Consider the following 17,572-nt stretch of genomic DNA (forward strand, 5'->3'; position numbering starts at 1 on the left):
AATTGCTGTATTAGAGGAAGAAATGTTAAAAACCTTACAAATGTCAAGGAAAACCAGAGTTAAAAAAATACCTTTCGTATCTGTAAATACATAAAGTTGATTTGTTTCTATATCGAGAAACGATGTCAAGAATTTTTATGGGGCTAACCTTATTAATTATTTTAAAACTAATGAAACTATTACATCTTTTAAGACTTACTTTTTTTGCTTGTATTTTATGTGTTCCTTCTATCAAAGCACAAGACTATTTTTTTAAAGACAAAGCACCTTTTAACCCAGAAATCCCTTCCCCAGAAGAATTTCTTGGATATGCTATTGGAGAACAACATACACGTCATGATCAAATCGTAGCGTATTTAACTAAACTCTCTGAAGTTTCTGATAGAGCTACTATTACCAGTTATGGAAAAACCCATGAAAATAGAAAACTAGTAATTCTTACGGTTTCTTCGCCGGAAAACCTTAATAAACTTTCAGAACTTAAACAACAACATTTGGCATTTACAAAACCATCTGAATCACCTACGAATTATGATGAAGTGCCCATTTTTGTTCAGCTTGGATATAATGTTCATGGTAATGAACCATCTGGTTCTGAAGCTTCTATGCTAATGGCATATACCCTTATGGCCTCCAATAGTGCTGAAATTAAAAACTATATAGAGAATGCTGTATTATTTATTGACCCTACCATTAATCCTGATGGTCGTGATCGACATACGCAATGGGCAAATCAGTATAAAGGAAACCCTTTGGTGAGTGACGGATATGATGCTGAGCATAACGAAGCTTGGCCTCGTGGGCGCACCAATCATTATTGGTTTGATCTTAATCGAGATTGGTTATTAGGAATTAATCCAGAAAGTCGGGGAAAATTAAAATGGTATCACGAGTGGTATCCTAACGTGGTAACTGATTTTCACGAGATGGGAACAAATAGCAACTATTTCTTTGAACCTATGAAACCGATTGGTTCTCAGGATCCTATTATGCCTAAGGAAAATTATGAAGGTTTAAACGATTTATTCGCTCCATACTTTTCTAAAGCATTAGATAATATAGGCTCATTTTATTTTACTAAAGAAGCCTTTGATGGAACATATCCGGGGTATGGTTCTTCTTATCCCGACTTACAAGGAGGATTGGCATTATTGTTTGAACAGGCAAGTTCTCGAGGGCATTTACAAGATACTGATTACGGAACCATATCGTTTCCTTTTACGATTAGAAATCAGTATATCTCTAGCATTGCTACGGTTAAAGCAGCTGTAGAAAATAAAGGACGATTACGTAAATATCAACAGGATTTTTTCAAATCTGCTGTTGAGAATACTTTAAAAAAAGGAAGTGAAGCCTATGAGTTTGGAGATGCTTATGATCAAAATAGAAATAAAGTGTTTATTGATAAATTATTGCTTCATAAGATTAAGGTGTATAAAAAAGGAAATCGATTTGTAGTTCCTGTAAAACAGCCTCAACAACGTATGGTACAAACTGTTTTCGAAACGTATAATAAGTATCGGGATAGTGTATTTTATGATGCTTCGGCTTGGAGTTTGGCGAATTTTTATAATATAAAATATCAAGCTACAAAATCTAGTGACTTTGGTGAGGAAATCACTTCAACAAATGGATTGGTAAATGTTTCTACGGTCCCGAGGTCTAATTATGCATATGTTATGGATTGGGATGATTATAATGCTCCTGCAGCTTTATATTTTATGCAATCAAAAGGATTAAAGGTTGCATCGGCTTTTAAACCTTTTAGTAGTATAACTTCAGAAGGAAATAGAAGTTTTAATTATGGTAGTGTCATGATACCTGTAAGTAAACAAAAGAAAACGAGTGATGAGGTATATGCTATTATTAAAAAGACGCAAGCTAAGTTTGATGTACCTATATATTTTGCTAATTCAGGTTTTAGTACGTCAGGGATTGATTTAGGAAGTCAAAATTTTAGAAAGTTGAATACTCCCAAAGCTCTATTACTGGTAGGAGAAGGAGTAAATTCTTATGAGGCTGGCGAAGTTTGGCACTTATTAGATACAAGAATGCATATGCCTATTACCAAATTAAGAATGAATAGATTTGGAGCTGTTCCCTTAAAAAAATACAATACTTTGGTTATGGTGTCGGGTAGGTATAGTCAATTGGATTCTCTTAAACGGAAAAAAATAAAGGACTGGGTCTCCCAGGGAAATACTTTGATAACTATAGCAGGAGCATCAAAATGGGTAATTGATAAAAAACTGGTAAAAGAGAAATTTACCAAAAAAGAGAAAGACACATCCAATACTAAAGCAGTAAAAAGGCTGCGATATGCTGATGCTCAAGAAAATATAGGGCGAGAAGAGTTAGGAGGTGCTATTTTTGAGGTTGATTTGGATATTACACATCCTCTGGGTTTTGGATATCGAGATTCTTCGGTTCCTGTATATAAAAATAATGAGGTATTTCTTGCTCCTAGTAAAAACCCATATGCTACGGTAGCAAAATATACCGATGATCCACATATTGATGGATATATTTCTACTGATAACTATGAAAACTATCTAAAACCTTCTGCATCATTAATTGTAAGCAAATTAGGAAGAGGACGTGTAATTATGTTTGCCGATAACCCTAATTTTAGAGGGTCATGGTATGGAACCAATAGATTGTTTTTGAATGCGTTGTTTTTAGGGAATCATATATTTGTTCCTAAAATAAAAGAGTAATTAGAATTATTAGGATGAATTAAAAATAAAACCTCCTTGCTTTATTGAAACAAGGAGGTTTACTATATCATTATAATGCTTAATTAACCTATAAGATTATGTTCAACAAGATGCTCTCCTATTTGAACTGCGTTGGTAGCAGCACCTTTGCGAAGATTATCTGCAACAATCCACATGTTTAACGCATTTTCTCTAGAGTGATCTCTTCGAATTCTACCTACGAAAACATCATTTTTACCTTCTGCATAAATTGGCATCGGATACGTATTAGTATCTGGATTATCTTGTACAGTAACCCCAGAGGTTTCATTAAGAACCTTTCTAACATCGTTTTCATTAAAGTCACTATCAAATTCTAGATTGACACTTTCACTATGTCCTCCTACTACAGGAATACGTATCGCAGTTGCAGTAACTGCAATTGTACGATCATCAAGGATTTTCTGAGTCTCATTAACCAATTTCATTTCCTCTTTGGTGTATCCATTCTCCTGAAATACATCACAGTGCGGAATCGCATTACGGTGAATAGGATAAGGATATGCCATTTCTCCTTTTTCACCAGCATATTCGTTTTCTAATTGCTGTACCGCTTTTACTCCGGTACCTGTGATAGATTGGTACGTAGAAATAATGGCACGTTTTATTTTATATTTATTGTGTAATGGTCCCAAAGCCATAACTAACTGTATGGTCGAACAATTAGGGTTAGCAATAATCTTATCTTCTTTTGTAAGTGTTTTGGCATTAATTTCTGGAACTACCAATTTTTTTGTAGGATCCATTCTCCAAGCAGATGAATTATCAATAACCGTTATTCCAGCTTCTGCAAATTTTGGTGCCCATTCTAGAGAGGTGTCTCCTCCTGCAGAGAATAATGCTACATCAGGTTTCATTTCGATAGCAGTAGTAAGACCTACTACAGAAAATGTTTTGTCTTTATAAGAAATTTGTTTTCCGATAGATCGTTCTGATGCTACAGGAATTAATTCTGTTACTGGGAAATTACGTTCCTCTAATACTTTTAACATTACGGTTCCTACCAGTCCGGTAGCACCTACAACGGCTACTTTCATAATTCGATTGATTTTTGGCTTTTGCTTATGCAAAAATCGTATAAACTCTTTTAAACTCTGGCAAATGTGCGTAATATTTCTAATATGGCAAGTGTTTATATATAAAAATACTAAAATTTGTATTATTTGTTAAATATATAACATTTTGTAAAAAAGAACCACCCTTGATCGGGTGGTTTAGTTAGAATATGTAGTATAGCGGTAGCTATAGAAAAATCATGTTCTTTTAGAAATTATTTTTTAAGTAAATCTCTAATTTCTGCAAGTAGCTCTTCTTGTGTTGGACCCGCTGGTGGTGCAGGAGCTGCCTCTTCTTCTTTTTTCTGACTTCTTTCGTAAGCTTTTAATACCATAAAAATACAAAATCCAATAATGATAAAATCGATTACTGTTTGTACAAAAGAACCATAATTTATGGTTACAGGAGCAATTGCCTCTCCAGCTTCATTTACAGTAGCTTCTGTAAGTTGAAATTTAAGATCGGTAAAGTTCACTTTGCCTAATAGTAAACCAATAGGAGGCATTAATACATCATTAGTAAAGGAAGTTACTATTTTCCCAAATGCTCCACCTACGATTACTGCGGTAGCTAGATTTATAATGTCACCTTTTAATAAGAAAGATTTAAAATCTTTTAAAAACCCCATGTTTAATTAGATTTAGATAGTTAGTAGATGTCTAATTTAACAAAAAAATAAGAGATCGATTAAGATTACAAGTGTTATTCCTATGAGGTTTTCGATGAAAATCAATTATCATCGATAACAATACGTTTTACTCTTGGGGAAATAGCGGTAAGTAACTCATAGGAAATTGTTCCCGAGTTTTCAGCTACTTTTGATGCGCTATACTTAGTATCAAAAATAATAACTTCATCTCCTTCTCTGCAGTCGATATCAGTTACATCTACCATAATCATATCCATACAGACATTGCCAATAATATAGGCTTGGGTATTGTTAATGGTAACGAATCCTTTTTTATTACCATATTGTCTGCTGATGCCATCAGCATGTCCAATGGGGATGGTGGCAGTTTTTGTATGTTTTGTAGCTATAAATGCTCTATTATACCCTAGTGATTCTCCAGATTCTAAATTATGGATTTGCGAAATTACAGATTTTAGACTAGCCACAGGTTTTAATTCAGGGTCATATTTTGCATCATTCCCATAACCATACAACCCTATTCCGGCTCTGACCATATCAAAATGTGCTTCAGGGTAGTTAAGAATTCCAGAAGTGTTAGATTGATGAAGAATAGGTTTATACCCTAATCTATCATTCATTTCTGTAGTAATTTTTTTAAAAGAATTAATTTGTTTTAAAGTAAATTCCTTTTCTGAGAGATCTTCGCTGGCAGCCAGATGAGAAAGAAGAGCAACTACTTTAATCGCAGTAGTATTGTTAATAGTTTCAAGAATATGATCAACATCATCTTCAGAGAAACCAATTCTATTTAATCCAGTATTAAATTTGATATGAACAGGATATTCTTTTTTACCTAATGAGTTTGCTGTTGCTGTAAAAGTCTTAAGTACTCTAGAGCTGTAAAGGCTGGGTTCTAACTGGTTCTCTATTAATTTTTGAAAATTTACCGGTTGAGGGTGCAGTACCAAAATTGGAGTTGTTATTCCAGATTCACGAAGCGCTATTCCTTCTGCAACATAAGCAACTGCAAAGTAATCTGCTCCTACTTTTTCAAGATGTTTAGCAATTGCTCCAGCATCGCTACCATAACCAGAAGCTTTTACTACAGCTAACATCTTCACATTAGGATTGACCTTGCTTTTTAAATAGTTAAAATTGTGAGTAAGGTGTGCCAGATTAATTTCCAGAACCGTTTCTTTTACGTTACTCATTAGATTTATGTGATTTTTTGGATACTTCTTTAGGATCTGTAACATCCATTTGTTTTACTTTTTCTTTGAGCATTGCTTTGTAATATGCTGCTCTACTAAGAGGTTCATACTCATCGGTTTCTCCCAACAAAACCAAATCGTCTTTTGTAGATTTTCTATAGCTGAATTGGGCTAGGTTTCCTGTTCTGGTACAGACAGCATGTACTTTGGTTACATATTCTGCGGTAGCCATTAGTGCCGGCATTGGACCAAAAGGATTTCCTTTAAAGTCCATATCCAATCCTGCAACAATAACCCTAATTCCTTTATTAGCCAAATCATTACATACTGCTACGATTTCGTCATCAAAGAATTGAGCCTCATCAATTCCGACTACGTCACAGGTATCTGCCAGGATTCTAATATTAGCAGCTGCGGGAACTGGAGTAGATCGAATTTCATTTGAATCATGAGAAACAACCATTTCATCGTCATACCGAATATCGATAGCGGGTTTAAAAATTTCAACATTTTGTTTAGCAAATTGAGCGCGTTTTAACCTGCGAATCAATTCTTCAGTTTTACCTGAGAACATAGAACCACAGATTACCTCTATCCACCCAAATTGCTCCTTATGATTTACTGTATTTTCGAGAAACATTTTGTATTTTTCAGCATCAATTAAAGAAATCCCTTCTCCTTAAAACCAAATGAATTTTAAAATGATTGATGAAAGCATAGTCACCCATTTATATCTTTATTTGGTATTACTCTAAAGATGAGGTAAATTTATTAAAAAACAAAAAGCAGTATTACAAACGAATAAGAAAGTTATGAAGAAGAAATTGGAAGCGGAGCTTATAAGTATTGCTCATAGAATACTACAACTTAAAGATAAAACTACTTTACCTCAGCTACAGGAAGAAGCAAGGATACTGTATGAGAAGTTGACTATCCTTAATTTTTCTGAAACTCATTTTGCGGGACCACAACCTACCATTGGCCAGATTAAGACAGCTTTAGATACTGATGAATCAGAAGCGTTAAAAGAAGTGCGACAAAAAATAAAAGCAATTATAGAGCCAGAGCCTGTAGTAACAGAAACAATAGAAGAAAAACCAGAATTAGACCAACCGTCTGTACAGGTTGAGAACCAAGAACAGGAAAAGAAAGAAGATATTTCTGCTTTAGAGCATAAACCAGAACTGGTAATTGAAGAGATTAATGCCCGGGTTACCGAAGATCTTTTTGTTCCCGCAACAACTCCAACAGAAGAACATAGTTCTTTTTCAGATGCTTCATCATCTCAATCCGCCTATGAAAAAAATGACAGAGAAGAAAGCATATCTACTATAGGTTCTGATCCATTTGATAAAATAGATGATGATAAACCTAAATCACTTAATGATCAACTTAGAAAAGAGATTCATATCGGATTAAACGATAGATTAGCTTTTATTAAATATCTTTTTGAAGGGAGTGCATCCGATTATAATCGTGTTTTGTCTCAACTTAGTACATTAAGAAATAAGAGTGAGGCAGAAGAATTCATCGCAAATATGATAAAACCAGATTATCATAACTGGGAAGGAAAAGATGAATATGAAGAACGATTTATGGATGTTGTTCTTGGTAAATTTGATCACTAAATATAAAATTATAAACATATGAAAATTGTATATTGGATTGCTACAGTGGCTTTATGTGCTATTATGTTGTATTCTGCTCAGATGTATTTTTTTAAAACAGAAATGATAAAAGGTTTCTTTGAAAGTTTTAATTATCCAACATATATAGTAATTCCGTTAGCAGTAGCTAAATTATTAGGAATAGCAGCTATCCTTACCAATAGGATAAAATGGATTAAAGAATGGGCATATGCTGGATTTTTCTTTGATTTGGTATTGGCAAGTTTAGCACATCATTATGCCGGACACGGTATAGGGCTATCAATATACGCAATCATAATTCTTATTATTTCTTATACTATTGGTAAAAAGGTAAGACCATAATTAATCCTTTAAATGAAATGTATTTACCAAAGGCAATGCTATTTGGTTTTTAATATACGATATGTCTAAACTATACCTTGTCCCCACACCTATCGGAAATCTGGAAGATATGACTTTTAGAGCTATTAATGTGCTAAAAGATGTAGACTTGATTCTTGCTGAAGATACTCGTACCAGTGGGAAATTATTAAAACATTTTGAGATCTCAACTCCTATGAAAAGCCATCATATGCATAATGAGCATAAAACTATAGATCGCATCATTCAAAAGCTAAAAAGCGGTGATATTATTGCATTAATAAGCGATGCAGGAACTCCAGCAATCAGTGATCCCGGTTTTTTATTGACAAGAGCTTGTGTAGAAAATGGAATAGCAGTAGAATGTTTACCAGGTGCAACAGCCTTTGTTCCGGCCTTAGTGAATAGTGGATTGCCAAATGATAAATTTGTTTTCGAAGGATTTTTACCGGTAAAAAAAGGAAGACAAACTCGGTTAAAATTTTTGGCAGAAGAAACCAGAACTATGATTTTTTATGAATCACCACATAAGTTAGTAAAAACACTAAGTAGTTTTATGACATATTTTGGTGAAGATCGCCAGGTTTCTGTATCCAGAGAGTTGAGTAAATTATACGAAGAAACCATTCGAGGGACAGCTAAGGAGGTAACTCAACATTTTGAAAATAAACCTCCAAAAGGTGAGATTGTAATCATCGTAGAAGGTAATAAATAGTAATAAAAGATAAATTTAATAATGACAATTACAACATTTGTTGAAAAGCTAAGACAAGAACCTAAAACAGTCAAATTTGAAGAGACCATTGCTGTGATTGACACTCACTATGATTTTACTCCATCGTTATTTGTCAATGGTAATATTACAAATCAAGCAGGTGAGAATTCAGGTTCCTGCAAAGTATTCTCTTTTGCAAAACTACATCAACTTGATGAAGAAGAGACATTGTCTTGTTTTGGAAAATATTATCAGGATGTATTAAACACTCCAACAAACAATGATCATCAGAATATCAGGAACTTTATAAAAACAGGATGGGAAGGAATTTCATTTGAAGGTGAAGCATTACTCAAAAAGTAATAACACCAAGTTATTTATAAACGTTTTTATAATTTTAAATACCGTTATTTCGTTCTATCAACTTAATAATGCTTTATACACTAAACTATAAAACGTTTGAAACAAAAACCATTACTTGCTGTTATAGGTACTAGCTTGCTTGTTTTTTTGCTATGGCAACTACCTTATTTTGGATATATACAATATCCATTGTTATTATTAGGGACCTGGTTTCATGAAATGGGTCACGGACTAACCGCATTATTGCTTGGGGGAGAATTCATTTATCTGGAGATTTATGAGAACGGAGGAGGTGTAGCCTATTCTAATGTCTCATCGAGTTATTTACCATATACGCTTGCCAGAGCACTAACTGCTGCAGGAGGGTTATTAGGACCCGCTATCTCAGGAGCTATTCTTATTGCTTCTGCCAGAAACAAAGTCAGCTCCAAAATTACCTTGTGGTTATTGATTATAATCATGGTATTATCGCTGTGCCTTTGGATTCATGCACTGTTAGCATTAATCATTTTGAGTGTTTTTGCTGCGATTTTGTTTTTTATCGCTATTCTTAGAGTAAGAAATCTTGAAGCGTTTACACTTTTGTTTCTTGGGACACAATGTGTGTTGAGTACTTATTTACAAATTGGATATTTGTTTACAAAACAATTTGAACGCGATGGAAAAATCCAGTATTCAGATACACAGATGATTGCAGCTCATTTGCCAGGTGTCTATTGGATGTGGGCCATCTTAATTCTTTTGATTACCATCTATCTGTTATATAAAAGTTATCGGTATTATTTAAAGAAATAAGGACTATGATTGGAACTTCATTTTAATTTTAGATTGATTTAGATGCATACGTTGTGAGGGTAGACTTTGAAATAAAATATCTTAAATGTCAGAAATAAAACACGTGGTAAATACGTGTTTTAATACCATATAGTACTTGTTAACATGTTGGTAATTAGTTAGGAGTCGTTTTTTTGATTAGCTTTAGTATTTATATTAGTAAACCACTAAACAAACACAAAATGAAAGACGTAATCACACAAAAAGACGAGGTAATCACTCCAGAGATTTTCGAATCAAGAACCGAAGAGTGGTGCAGAGAAGATGTATTGAAATTAGCGCATCATTTTCACAAATTTGAAAAAACTAAAGGACAATATCATCGCGTAGCGCGTTTTGATATGAAACAAGGGAACTTGGAAGAATTTAAGGCGATCGAAAAAATTGAAAAACTCACCGTGTTTTTATCACTTAAAGAAGGATATCGAGAGAAACTTACATTTAGCCCCATTCTTAAAGTAATATATGATGGAAATAAAAGTAAAGAATATGAGCTAAAACCTAAAACAAAATTAGATATTGAACGAGAAAGAAGAGAAATAGGAGGAGGAAAGATAGCTGCAGAGATTGTGCCTGATACCTTTAAAGAAATGATTTGTAAAAACTGGGAAGATGCTGAGATACATATCATAGATGATCTGTTTCATTGCTGGGGTAAAAAAGACCAATTAGATGAAGAATCTATAATACGTGTAGAACGTTTTGAGATAGACAGAATGGTAGGGTATATTGATGGGTTACGAGATAGTTTATTGGGTGTTAGTCTCTATCCCGGAATTGACATGAATAAGTTTAACAAGAAAAACATGATTTCTTTTACCCCGGTACTAGGATTTCAAATAGATGGGTCTCAAAATAAAGAAAAATCAGGATTTGGTCTTAAAGGAGTTTTTGAATTTGCATCAAATGAGGTTTTTGCCGAATATCTTAGACCATGTCCTCCAACTTGTACACAAGAATAAGTATATAATTATTTGAAAATAGATTTCATGAGTGAAGAGTTGTTTGAAAATTTAACATTAATAGCTTCTATTCTTTTATTAGCTCCTTTAGTCGTGTCTATTTTTAAATTTAGAGTTTTTAATTATTTACAAAAAAGGTTATTTTCCCTAGTAATACTTACTTGCTTAGTTGAAATTGTTTCGTGGATACTTTGGTATAAAAAAATAAATAATCTACCAGTTTATCATTTCTATACTATTATCGAGTTTTTGCTCATTGTTAATATTTATAAGAATGAACTAAACAAGGTGTTTGCAAAACATTTTTTTGTTTTCTTAAGTATTTGTTTTACTGTATTTGCGATCATCAATACCTTGTTTTTTCAAAGCCTGAAGACCTTTAATTCTAATGTGACTACGGTTATGGGTTTAATCGTTATCTTTTTTGCATTAAGTTATTTTTATGCTTTATTGAAAGAAGTAAAATATAGAACGCTGGAGAGCAATCCTATGTTTTGGATCAATTCGGGGTTCTTGATTTATTTTTCCAGTAACCTGATTCTGTTTTATATGAATAACACATTATTTAAAGGAGTAACAGAAGCTAGTTTAATCCTTTGGGGACTTCATGCTATTGTTAATATCGTTCTTACTATTTTCTATACGATTGCTTTATGGGTAAATCCAAAGAAACAGAATACATAAAGTTTCAATTGATGAGGAAATATTCCTGTTTATTTTGAATTATATTTATATACCTTTTAAAACCTAAAATTATGAAAACAAATCATGTAGTATTTATAATCCTGTTAGGATTAGTTATGGCTTGTCAAAAAGAAGAGACTCCTGATGCCCTGGAGCAACAAGATTTGACGTTAAACTGGAAAACTGTGAACCCAGAAAAGGTTTTCGGGAGCCCAGAAGATGGATTTAATATTTCTAAAGATGCGTTAAAGCAAGCCTTAAGTTTACCTAATGTATCTACCGTTCGTTTTATTTTGGAAGTAGAGGCTGAACAGCTGCAAATTCGGGTAGCAGGGGTGAATCCCAATGGTGATATTACAAAAGGAGTGTTGGCAAAACCAGTCTCATTGCAAAAAGAAGTACATAAACTATTTACCGAGAAATCAAAACAGTTTGAAACAATGGCATTATCCAAAGCAGTAGCTTCTCATGTTTTACAACCCAATGATGCAGTAGATTTCGTTTTGACCTGGCAACAAAAAATAAAAGGAAAATCGCTGCAAGAAACAGTTGCTTATGATGGGGAACGGATTCGTTATTTTAGTATGTCTGCTGATGCTGCAATGCATATGCTAGAAAGTAGATCTAAGAGTATAAACCTGGTGTGGGGAGTTAATCCAAAAGGTAAATTTACTACAGTGTTTTTGCCAGAGATGGATAAAGATGGTAAAGAGTTATTAAAATCTGGGGAGTTTATTTATGAATACTTAACACCATGCCCGCCAACTTGTGTGCCACCTGAATAAACTAATTTTGATATGGTGCTTTGCTAGTTTATAAAATCACTTTATGGTAGAATCAGAACAAGAAATAACCTTAAAGATTATAATCATTGGTATGGTAGTGATTTTTTTACTATCCTTATCGGTGATTATATTCTTTATTCTCTACCAACGTAGATTATTGGCACAACAACAAAAACATCAAAAAATAGAATCTGATTATCAAAAAGAATTACTAAAAACATCCATCTTAAGTCAGGAAGAAGAACGTACCCGAATTGCCAAAGAATTGCATGATGATGTGGGAGCTATGTTAACCACAACCAAATTGTATTTTGGACAGATCACCCCAGAGTTACCTCCAGACGAACTTAAAGATATTGCTAAAAAAACAAGTGGTTTTTTAGACGATATGATCCATAGTGTACGTAGTATTTCTCAGGATTTAAGACCAGTAGTTTTAGAAAAACTGGGACTTATTGAGGCAATACAAAGTTTGGTGCAAACCATCAATGAGTCTGGCAAAATTGCTGCTGGTTTTCAAAACAATACAGTAAAAACGATTATCAAAACAAAAGAACTCAATATATATCGTATTGTTCAGGAGTTGGTTACAAATACACTAAAACATGCAGAAGCAACAACGATAAAAATCCAATTAAAAAATGACAAAAATGTATTGGTAATTCTCTATGAAGATGATGGAAAAGGATTAAAAGGAGAAAATATGCTGCATAAAAAGGGATTGGGGCTTAAAAATATAGAAAGTAGGTTATCTGTACTCTCAGGAACATCGCAATTTATAAATAAGAGTAAAGGAATGAAGGTTAAAGTCGAGATACCGATTTAATTCCTCATAGAGGGTTTAATTTCCTGAGGCTTGCCTCAAAAACAAAATATATTTTCAGAAGCATACCCTGTGAGCTTGCTCTGAGGTTGTTGATGTAAAGAGAATATAACAGCAATGACTAAATAACATTAATTATACACGATCATGGAAACTATAAAACTAGGACTGATTGATGATCATAACTTATTTCGGGAAGGAATAAAATCATTATTAAAAAAAATGCCAGGGATTACCTTGGTATTAGAAGCTGTTAGCGGTAAAGATTTATTGGCACAACTAAACAATGTGGTTCCAGATGTTATCTTATTAGATTTGGAGATGGAAGATATGAATGGAGTAGATGCAACGCTTAAGCTACAGGAGCGATATCCTGATCTTAAAATCATTATTCTTACTATGCATAAAGAAGAACGAATGATATCGTATTTGATGGAAGTAGGCGCTAATGGATATTTGTTAAAAGATACCAATCAAGAAGAATTAGAAACAGCAATACGATCGACATATGAAAAAGGCTTTTATTTTAATTCTTTTGTATCAGAAGCATTGTTAAAAGGACTAAAACATAAAACGACCAAACCCCCTGCTATAGGAAAAGATTATCATCTTACCTCTAGAGAATTAGAAGTTTTAGAAGGAATTACTCATGAGTTTACCACATCCGAGATTGCAGAACAACTTTTTCTAAGTGTTAGAACTATTGAAGGACATCGAAAAAACTTAATGAATAAATTAGGTGTAAAAAACACAGCAGGATTGATTGTTAAAGCTGTAAAAGAGAAGATTATTTCGGTGTGATACCATCAAAAAATAAACCTCGCAGGTTTTTAAAATCTGCGAGGTTTACTATTCATATTTTAAACATGCTTTCCTTTTTCCCAACCATGTTTACCAAGATATTGTTCGCCAGATTCGATAGCACCTTCTTCGACCATAGTACCCATAGAATCGTTCCATCGATTTAGATACCCAAATAAAGAAATCACTCCTAGCATTTCTACAATCTCTCCTTCATCCCAGTATTTATATAACTCTTTTTTGATGTTATCATCAACAGCGTTAGGAATGACAGATGCTGCAAGCGAAAAATCAAGCGCTATGCGTTCTGCATCACTAAAAGCAGGGTGAGTTTTATATTCCCAAATATTATCTAACTGTTCTTGTTCTGCCCCATAACGCTCTGCAGCGCGTATAGCATGTGCCTGGCAATATCGACACCCTGTAGCGTTACTACTTACCCAGGCAATCATACGTTTGAGGGCAGAAGTTACCCTGCCTTCATTAGCCATTACAGCTTTATTAAGGTTAATAAATGCCTTAGAAATTGCTGGCCTTCTTTGCATGGTAAGTACCGAATTGGGGCAAAAACCTAAGGTCTCATTAAAAAATTCTGCTAATTCTCTGGTTTCTGGATCGTGATCAGCAGACAATGGTGTTACTAATGCCATGTGTATATGTGTTTTGAGTTTAAATGTAAAATTTTAAGCGAGACAAAATACAAAACTAATGTCAAATCAAGAGTGGTCAAGATGTTTTTTGTACTTTGGATTTTTTAATATCGGAATTTACTGCACGAATGAGATGGACACTACAACCAAAACCGGATACAACAACAATACAACATTTGGCTGAAGCCCTTAATGTAGATACTATTATAGCTTCTTTGCTGATACAAAGAGGGATAGAAACCTTTGATCAGGCTAAAAAATTCTTTAGGCCCTCTCTGGATGATCTTCATGATCCTTTTTTGATGAAAGATATGGATCTGGCGGTTTCCAGAATCCAAAAGGCACTTGTAGAAGGTGAAAATATAATGGTATATGGGGATTATGATGTAGATGGAACAACCTCGGTGGCATTATTATCATCTTATCTAAAAACATTATCAGAACAAATCGCAACTTATATCCCAGATCGATATGAAGAGGGGTATGGGATTTCATATAAAGGTATCGACTATGCTCATGATAATGATATTTCTTTGATTGTAGCCTTAGATTGCGGGATTAAGGCGATCGAAAAAGTAGCGTATGCCAAAGAAAAAGGGATAGATTTTGTTATTTGTGATCATCATAGACCAGGAGATAAAATTCCTGATGCTATCGCAGTTTTGGATCCAAAACGTGAAGACTGTGAATATCCATATAAAGAATTATGCGGTTGTGGAGTAGGTTTTAAGTTGATTCAAGCCATAGCAGAAGGACAAGATCAAACCATAAATGATTTATTACCATATCTAGATCTGGTGGCTACTGCAATAGGAGCAGATATTGTGCCGGTTACTGGAGAAAATCGTATACTAGCATATTATGGTTTACAAGTCATTAATACAAATCCAAGAATAGGGTTTAAAGCAATGTTATCAGAAGTCAAAAAAGAAACATTGACAATAACAGACGTTGTATTTATGATCGCTCCAAGAATTAATGCTGCAGGGAGAATGAAACATGGATTGCATGCGGTAAACTTATTAACTGAAGAAAATCTTGAAACTGCATTACAATACGCTTCAGAAATAGAAGCCTATAATAGCGATAGGAAAGATGCAGATAAAAAAATTACTCAGGAAGCATTGGCACAAATACTGGAAAATAATGAAGAAGATCGATATACTACTGTAGTGTATGAGGAAAATTGGCATAAAGGAGTCATAGGTATTGTAGCATCTAGATTAACAGAAACATATTATCGCCCTACATTGGTGTTTACCAAAAGTGGTTCAAAACTGGCAGCTTCTGCGCGATCAGTAAAAGGATTTGATGTCTATAATGCTTTACATGCCTGTTCTGATTATATAGAGCAATTTGGCGGACATAAATATGCTGCGGGACTTACGTTATTAGAAGAACAGTATCCATCTTTTAAAAATAAATTTGAAGAAATTGTATCGACAACTATTGATAAAAAGATGCTAATTCCGGAGATCACCATTGATACGCCGTTAGAATTAGACCAAATTACTCCCAGATTTTATAGGATATTAAAACAATTTGGGCCGCATGGTCCAGGAAACATGACGCCGGTTTTTATGACCGAAGGAGTAAAAGATACAGGGTATGGTAAATGTGTAGGAGCAGATGAAAAGCATCTAAAATGTAAAGTGCAAAAAAATGATATTGCCATAGGGTGTATCGGTTTTGGTCTTGGATCAAAATACAATTTGATTAACCAAAAGCAACATTTTAAGACAGCTTATACTATTGATGAAAATGAATGGAATGGAAAAGTATCGCTTCAATTAAAACTGAAAGATATAAATTAACTTATTTTTATTTAGATTTATTATAAATAGTTATTATTTTTGATACAAATATGTATTCAGAATGAGCGCTATAGATAAAATTTACAGTAATGAGTTAGGCATTTCTTTCTTTTGGAAACAAGAAAATCATATTTCAATGTCCAGAGTTCAATTGGTGTTTAAAGATATTGGTTTTTTACTTTCTCTAAATGAGCTTAAAGATTTTTCTGGTGCTTGTAGAACTACTCTTCAAACCCAGTGTTGTAGTCAATGTAAAGATACTCAACATTGCAGATCTTTGTTATTAAGAACACCTTCGGATAAAATAGATCTTGCCGTAAATAAGGAAGAACTTCTTCAAATACAGGAACTCATTAATGGGACTATCTATAAAGTAGAGCTGCAAAACTGGATGAATAATTTGCCTCTTAACTGATATTTTAGTCTTCTTTAGTTAAGAAATTGACAATTTTATATGTGATTTCTTTTGCTTTGGTTTCCTGTAAAAAATGTTTCTCATCTATAAAATGGATGTCTTCACTATTCACTTTTAACGCATTAGCCGCTCTGGTCTGTTGTGGAGGCCATTGTAGCATAGTGTCATGTATTCCCCATATTACAGATACAGGAATATCAATATTTTCAAAAACGTCTGAGTAATCAGGTAAATCATTGCATGTTTGACTAAAAAAGTAGTACATAGCATTGGTTTTACCTTCTAGAAGAGGTGTTTTATATCCTTCGACATCTAATTGATTTAAGGTATTCTCCTTTAGGCCCTGATCAAATAAGTTTTTTAATAACGTATTAGTTGTTACTCCATTTCTATAGCCCCACATTGCCGTCTTGGCCAGACCACCTGGTTTCATACGTACAGGAGGATAAAACCCTGCTTCATAAATAATGGTATTAAGGACAATAAGGTTTTCAATTTTCTCAGGAGCTTGTTTCATTAATTCCCAGGTCCATAACCCTCCGGCATCATGCATAACATGAGTCCAGGTATCCTCTCCTAATGCTTCCATAAGTTGTAGTAAGCGTTTTGCATGATTTTCTGCATTATAAATCTCAAACCCCTCTGGAGAATCACTCGATCCATATCCAAGCATATCTGGAACGATTACGCGATATCCGTTGGCAACTAATGGATCTATCATTTTACGATATAACCAACCCGATGTAGGAACCCCATGTAATAATACAATTGCAGGTCCTTTTCCTCTATCTATATATTTTATTAGACCATCATCGGTAGGATATAATCTTTGATCTGCCCTAAAATCTTCATAGGTGATCTGGTTTTTTCTAACTTCAGTGTTTTGATAAGGTTTACACGAAAAAAGTAATATCCCTATAAGGACTAATACTGAAATCTTTTTCATAGCATTCATGATTTATGAGGTAGCAATTTAATTAAAATCCTTTTTGTATGCTATTTCTTAGAAGATTTGATTTTTAAAAAAAATACAAAATTAAAAAAAGCAGTTTTTAGAATTTCT

At 33.7% G+C, this 17,572-nt stretch carries 19 protein-coding genes; 13 read left to right on the top strand and 6 right to left on the bottom strand.

The window, feature by feature from the left end; genetic code table 11:
* The first annotated feature begins 170 nt into the window (after positions 1-170).
* Entirely contained in the window at positions 171-2,717 is a 2,547-nt protein-coding gene (locus PQF96_RS06855; RefSeq protein WP_271765518.1) for a M14 family zinc carboxypeptidase, read from the top strand.
* Between the two features lie 83 nt (positions 2,718-2,800).
* On the opposite strand, the gene PQF96_RS06860 is transcribed toward PQF96_RS06855, so the two are convergent.
* From PQF96_RS06860 to PQF96_RS06875, 4 genes are all read right to left on the bottom strand, one after another.
* Positions 2,801-3,793 carry an aspartate-semialdehyde dehydrogenase gene (locus PQF96_RS06860; protein WP_109436393.1) on the bottom strand — a complete coding sequence of 331 codons (993 nt, stop codon included), beginning with the start codon at positions 3,791-3,793 and terminating at the stop codon, positions 2,801-2,803.
* A 233-nt stretch (positions 3,794-4,026) separates the two neighbouring features.
* Positions 4,027-4,440, bottom strand: a complete 414-nt coding sequence (gene mscL / locus PQF96_RS06865) for a large-conductance mechanosensitive channel protein MscL (RefSeq protein ID WP_271765519.1) — start codon at positions 4,438-4,440, stop codon at positions 4,027-4,029.
* Positions 4,441-4,541: 101 nt separating this feature from the next.
* The gene (gene alr, locus PQF96_RS06870; RefSeq protein ID WP_271765520.1) at positions 4,542-5,654 is read right to left on the bottom strand and encodes an alanine racemase; all 1,113 of its coding nucleotides are present in this window, start codon (positions 5,652-5,654) and stop codon (positions 4,542-4,544) included.
* Positions 5,647-6,294 (bottom strand): thymidine kinase, encoded by a 648-nt coding sequence (locus tag PQF96_RS06875; RefSeq protein WP_109436396.1) that lies wholly within the window; start codon positions 6,292-6,294, stop codon positions 5,647-5,649. Before PQF96_RS06875 ends, alr begins: the two co-directional genes overlap by 8 nt.
* 172 nt (positions 6,295-6,466) lie before the next feature.
* Here PQF96_RS06875 and PQF96_RS06880 point away from each other — a divergent pair, with 172 nt between their 5' ends.
* The 10 genes from PQF96_RS06880 (at position 6,467) to PQF96_RS06925 (ending at position 13,630) form a co-directional block, all read left to right on the top strand.
* Positions 6,467-7,282, top strand: a complete 816-nt coding sequence (locus PQF96_RS06880) for a hypothetical protein (RefSeq protein WP_271765521.1) — start codon at positions 6,467-6,469, stop codon at positions 7,280-7,282.
* Between the two features lie 18 nt (positions 7,283-7,300).
* Complete coding sequence (locus PQF96_RS06885) at positions 7,301-7,645, top strand: DoxX family protein (RefSeq protein WP_109436398.1); 345 nt, start codon at positions 7,301-7,303, stop codon at positions 7,643-7,645.
* Between the two features lie 61 nt (positions 7,646-7,706).
* Positions 7,707-8,378, top strand: coding sequence for a 16S rRNA (cytidine(1402)-2'-O)-methyltransferase (gene rsmI, locus PQF96_RS06890; protein WP_271765522.1), 672 nt, complete (start codon positions 7,707-7,709; stop codon positions 8,376-8,378).
* A gap of 21 nt (positions 8,379-8,399) precedes the next feature.
* Positions 8,400-8,741, top strand: coding sequence for a HopJ type III effector protein (locus tag PQF96_RS06895; RefSeq protein WP_271765523.1), 342 nt, complete (start codon positions 8,400-8,402; stop codon positions 8,739-8,741).
* Positions 8,742-8,837: 96 nt separating this feature from the next.
* Positions 8,838-9,536, top strand: coding sequence for a M50 family metallopeptidase (locus tag PQF96_RS06900; RefSeq protein ID WP_271765524.1), 699 nt, complete (start codon positions 8,838-8,840; stop codon positions 9,534-9,536).
* A 221-nt stretch (positions 9,537-9,757) separates the two neighbouring features.
* A complete protein-coding gene (locus tag PQF96_RS06905) occupies positions 9,758-10,537 on the top strand; it encodes a hypothetical protein (RefSeq protein WP_271765525.1) in 780 nt (259 codons plus the stop codon).
* A gap of 27 nt (positions 10,538-10,564) precedes the next feature.
* Positions 10,565-11,221 (top strand): hypothetical protein, encoded by a 657-nt coding sequence (locus PQF96_RS06910; protein ID WP_271765526.1) that lies wholly within the window; start codon positions 10,565-10,567, stop codon positions 11,219-11,221.
* Between the two features lie 71 nt (positions 11,222-11,292).
* The gene (locus PQF96_RS06915) at positions 11,293-12,006 is read left to right on the top strand and encodes a hypothetical protein (RefSeq protein ID WP_271765527.1); all 714 of its coding nucleotides are present in this window, start codon (positions 11,293-11,295) and stop codon (positions 12,004-12,006) included.
* 43 nt (positions 12,007-12,049) lie between these two features.
* Positions 12,050-12,832 (top strand): sensor histidine kinase, encoded by a 783-nt coding sequence (locus PQF96_RS06920; protein WP_271765528.1) that lies wholly within the window; start codon positions 12,050-12,052, stop codon positions 12,830-12,832.
* Between the two features lie 144 nt (positions 12,833-12,976).
* Entirely contained in the window at positions 12,977-13,630 is a 654-nt protein-coding gene (locus tag PQF96_RS06925) for a response regulator transcription factor (RefSeq protein WP_109436406.1), read from the top strand.
* Between the two features lie 59 nt (positions 13,631-13,689).
* Here PQF96_RS06925 and PQF96_RS06930 read toward each other — a convergent pair whose 3' ends face one another.
* The gene (locus PQF96_RS06930) at positions 13,690-14,280 is read right to left on the bottom strand and encodes a carboxymuconolactone decarboxylase family protein (RefSeq protein WP_109436407.1); all 591 of its coding nucleotides are present in this window, start codon (positions 14,278-14,280) and stop codon (positions 13,690-13,692) included.
* Between the two features lie 128 nt (positions 14,281-14,408).
* Between PQF96_RS06930 and recJ the strand changes: the two genes are divergently transcribed.
* Together recJ and PQF96_RS06940 are read left to right on the top strand one after the other, a co-directional pair.
* Positions 14,409-16,094: a single-stranded-DNA-specific exonuclease RecJ gene (gene recJ / locus PQF96_RS06935; RefSeq protein WP_271765529.1), complete on the top strand. Its 1,686-nt coding sequence runs from the start codon at positions 14,409-14,411 to the stop codon at positions 16,092-16,094.
* A gap of 61 nt (positions 16,095-16,155) precedes the next feature.
* Entirely contained in the window at positions 16,156-16,509 is a 354-nt protein-coding gene (locus tag PQF96_RS06940; protein WP_271765530.1) for a hypothetical protein, read from the top strand.
* 4 nt (positions 16,510-16,513) lie between these two features.
* Here the strand turns inward: PQF96_RS06940 and PQF96_RS06945 are convergent, their stop codons facing one another.
* Entirely contained in the window at positions 16,514-17,455 is a 942-nt protein-coding gene (locus PQF96_RS06945; RefSeq protein WP_109436470.1) for an alpha/beta fold hydrolase, read from the bottom strand.
* Between the last annotated feature and the right edge of the window lie 117 nt (positions 17,456-17,572).

Source organism: Aquimarina algiphila (assembly GCF_947494415.1).
GTDB lineage: Bacteria > Bacteroidota > Bacteroidia > Flavobacteriales > Flavobacteriaceae > Aquimarina > Aquimarina algiphila.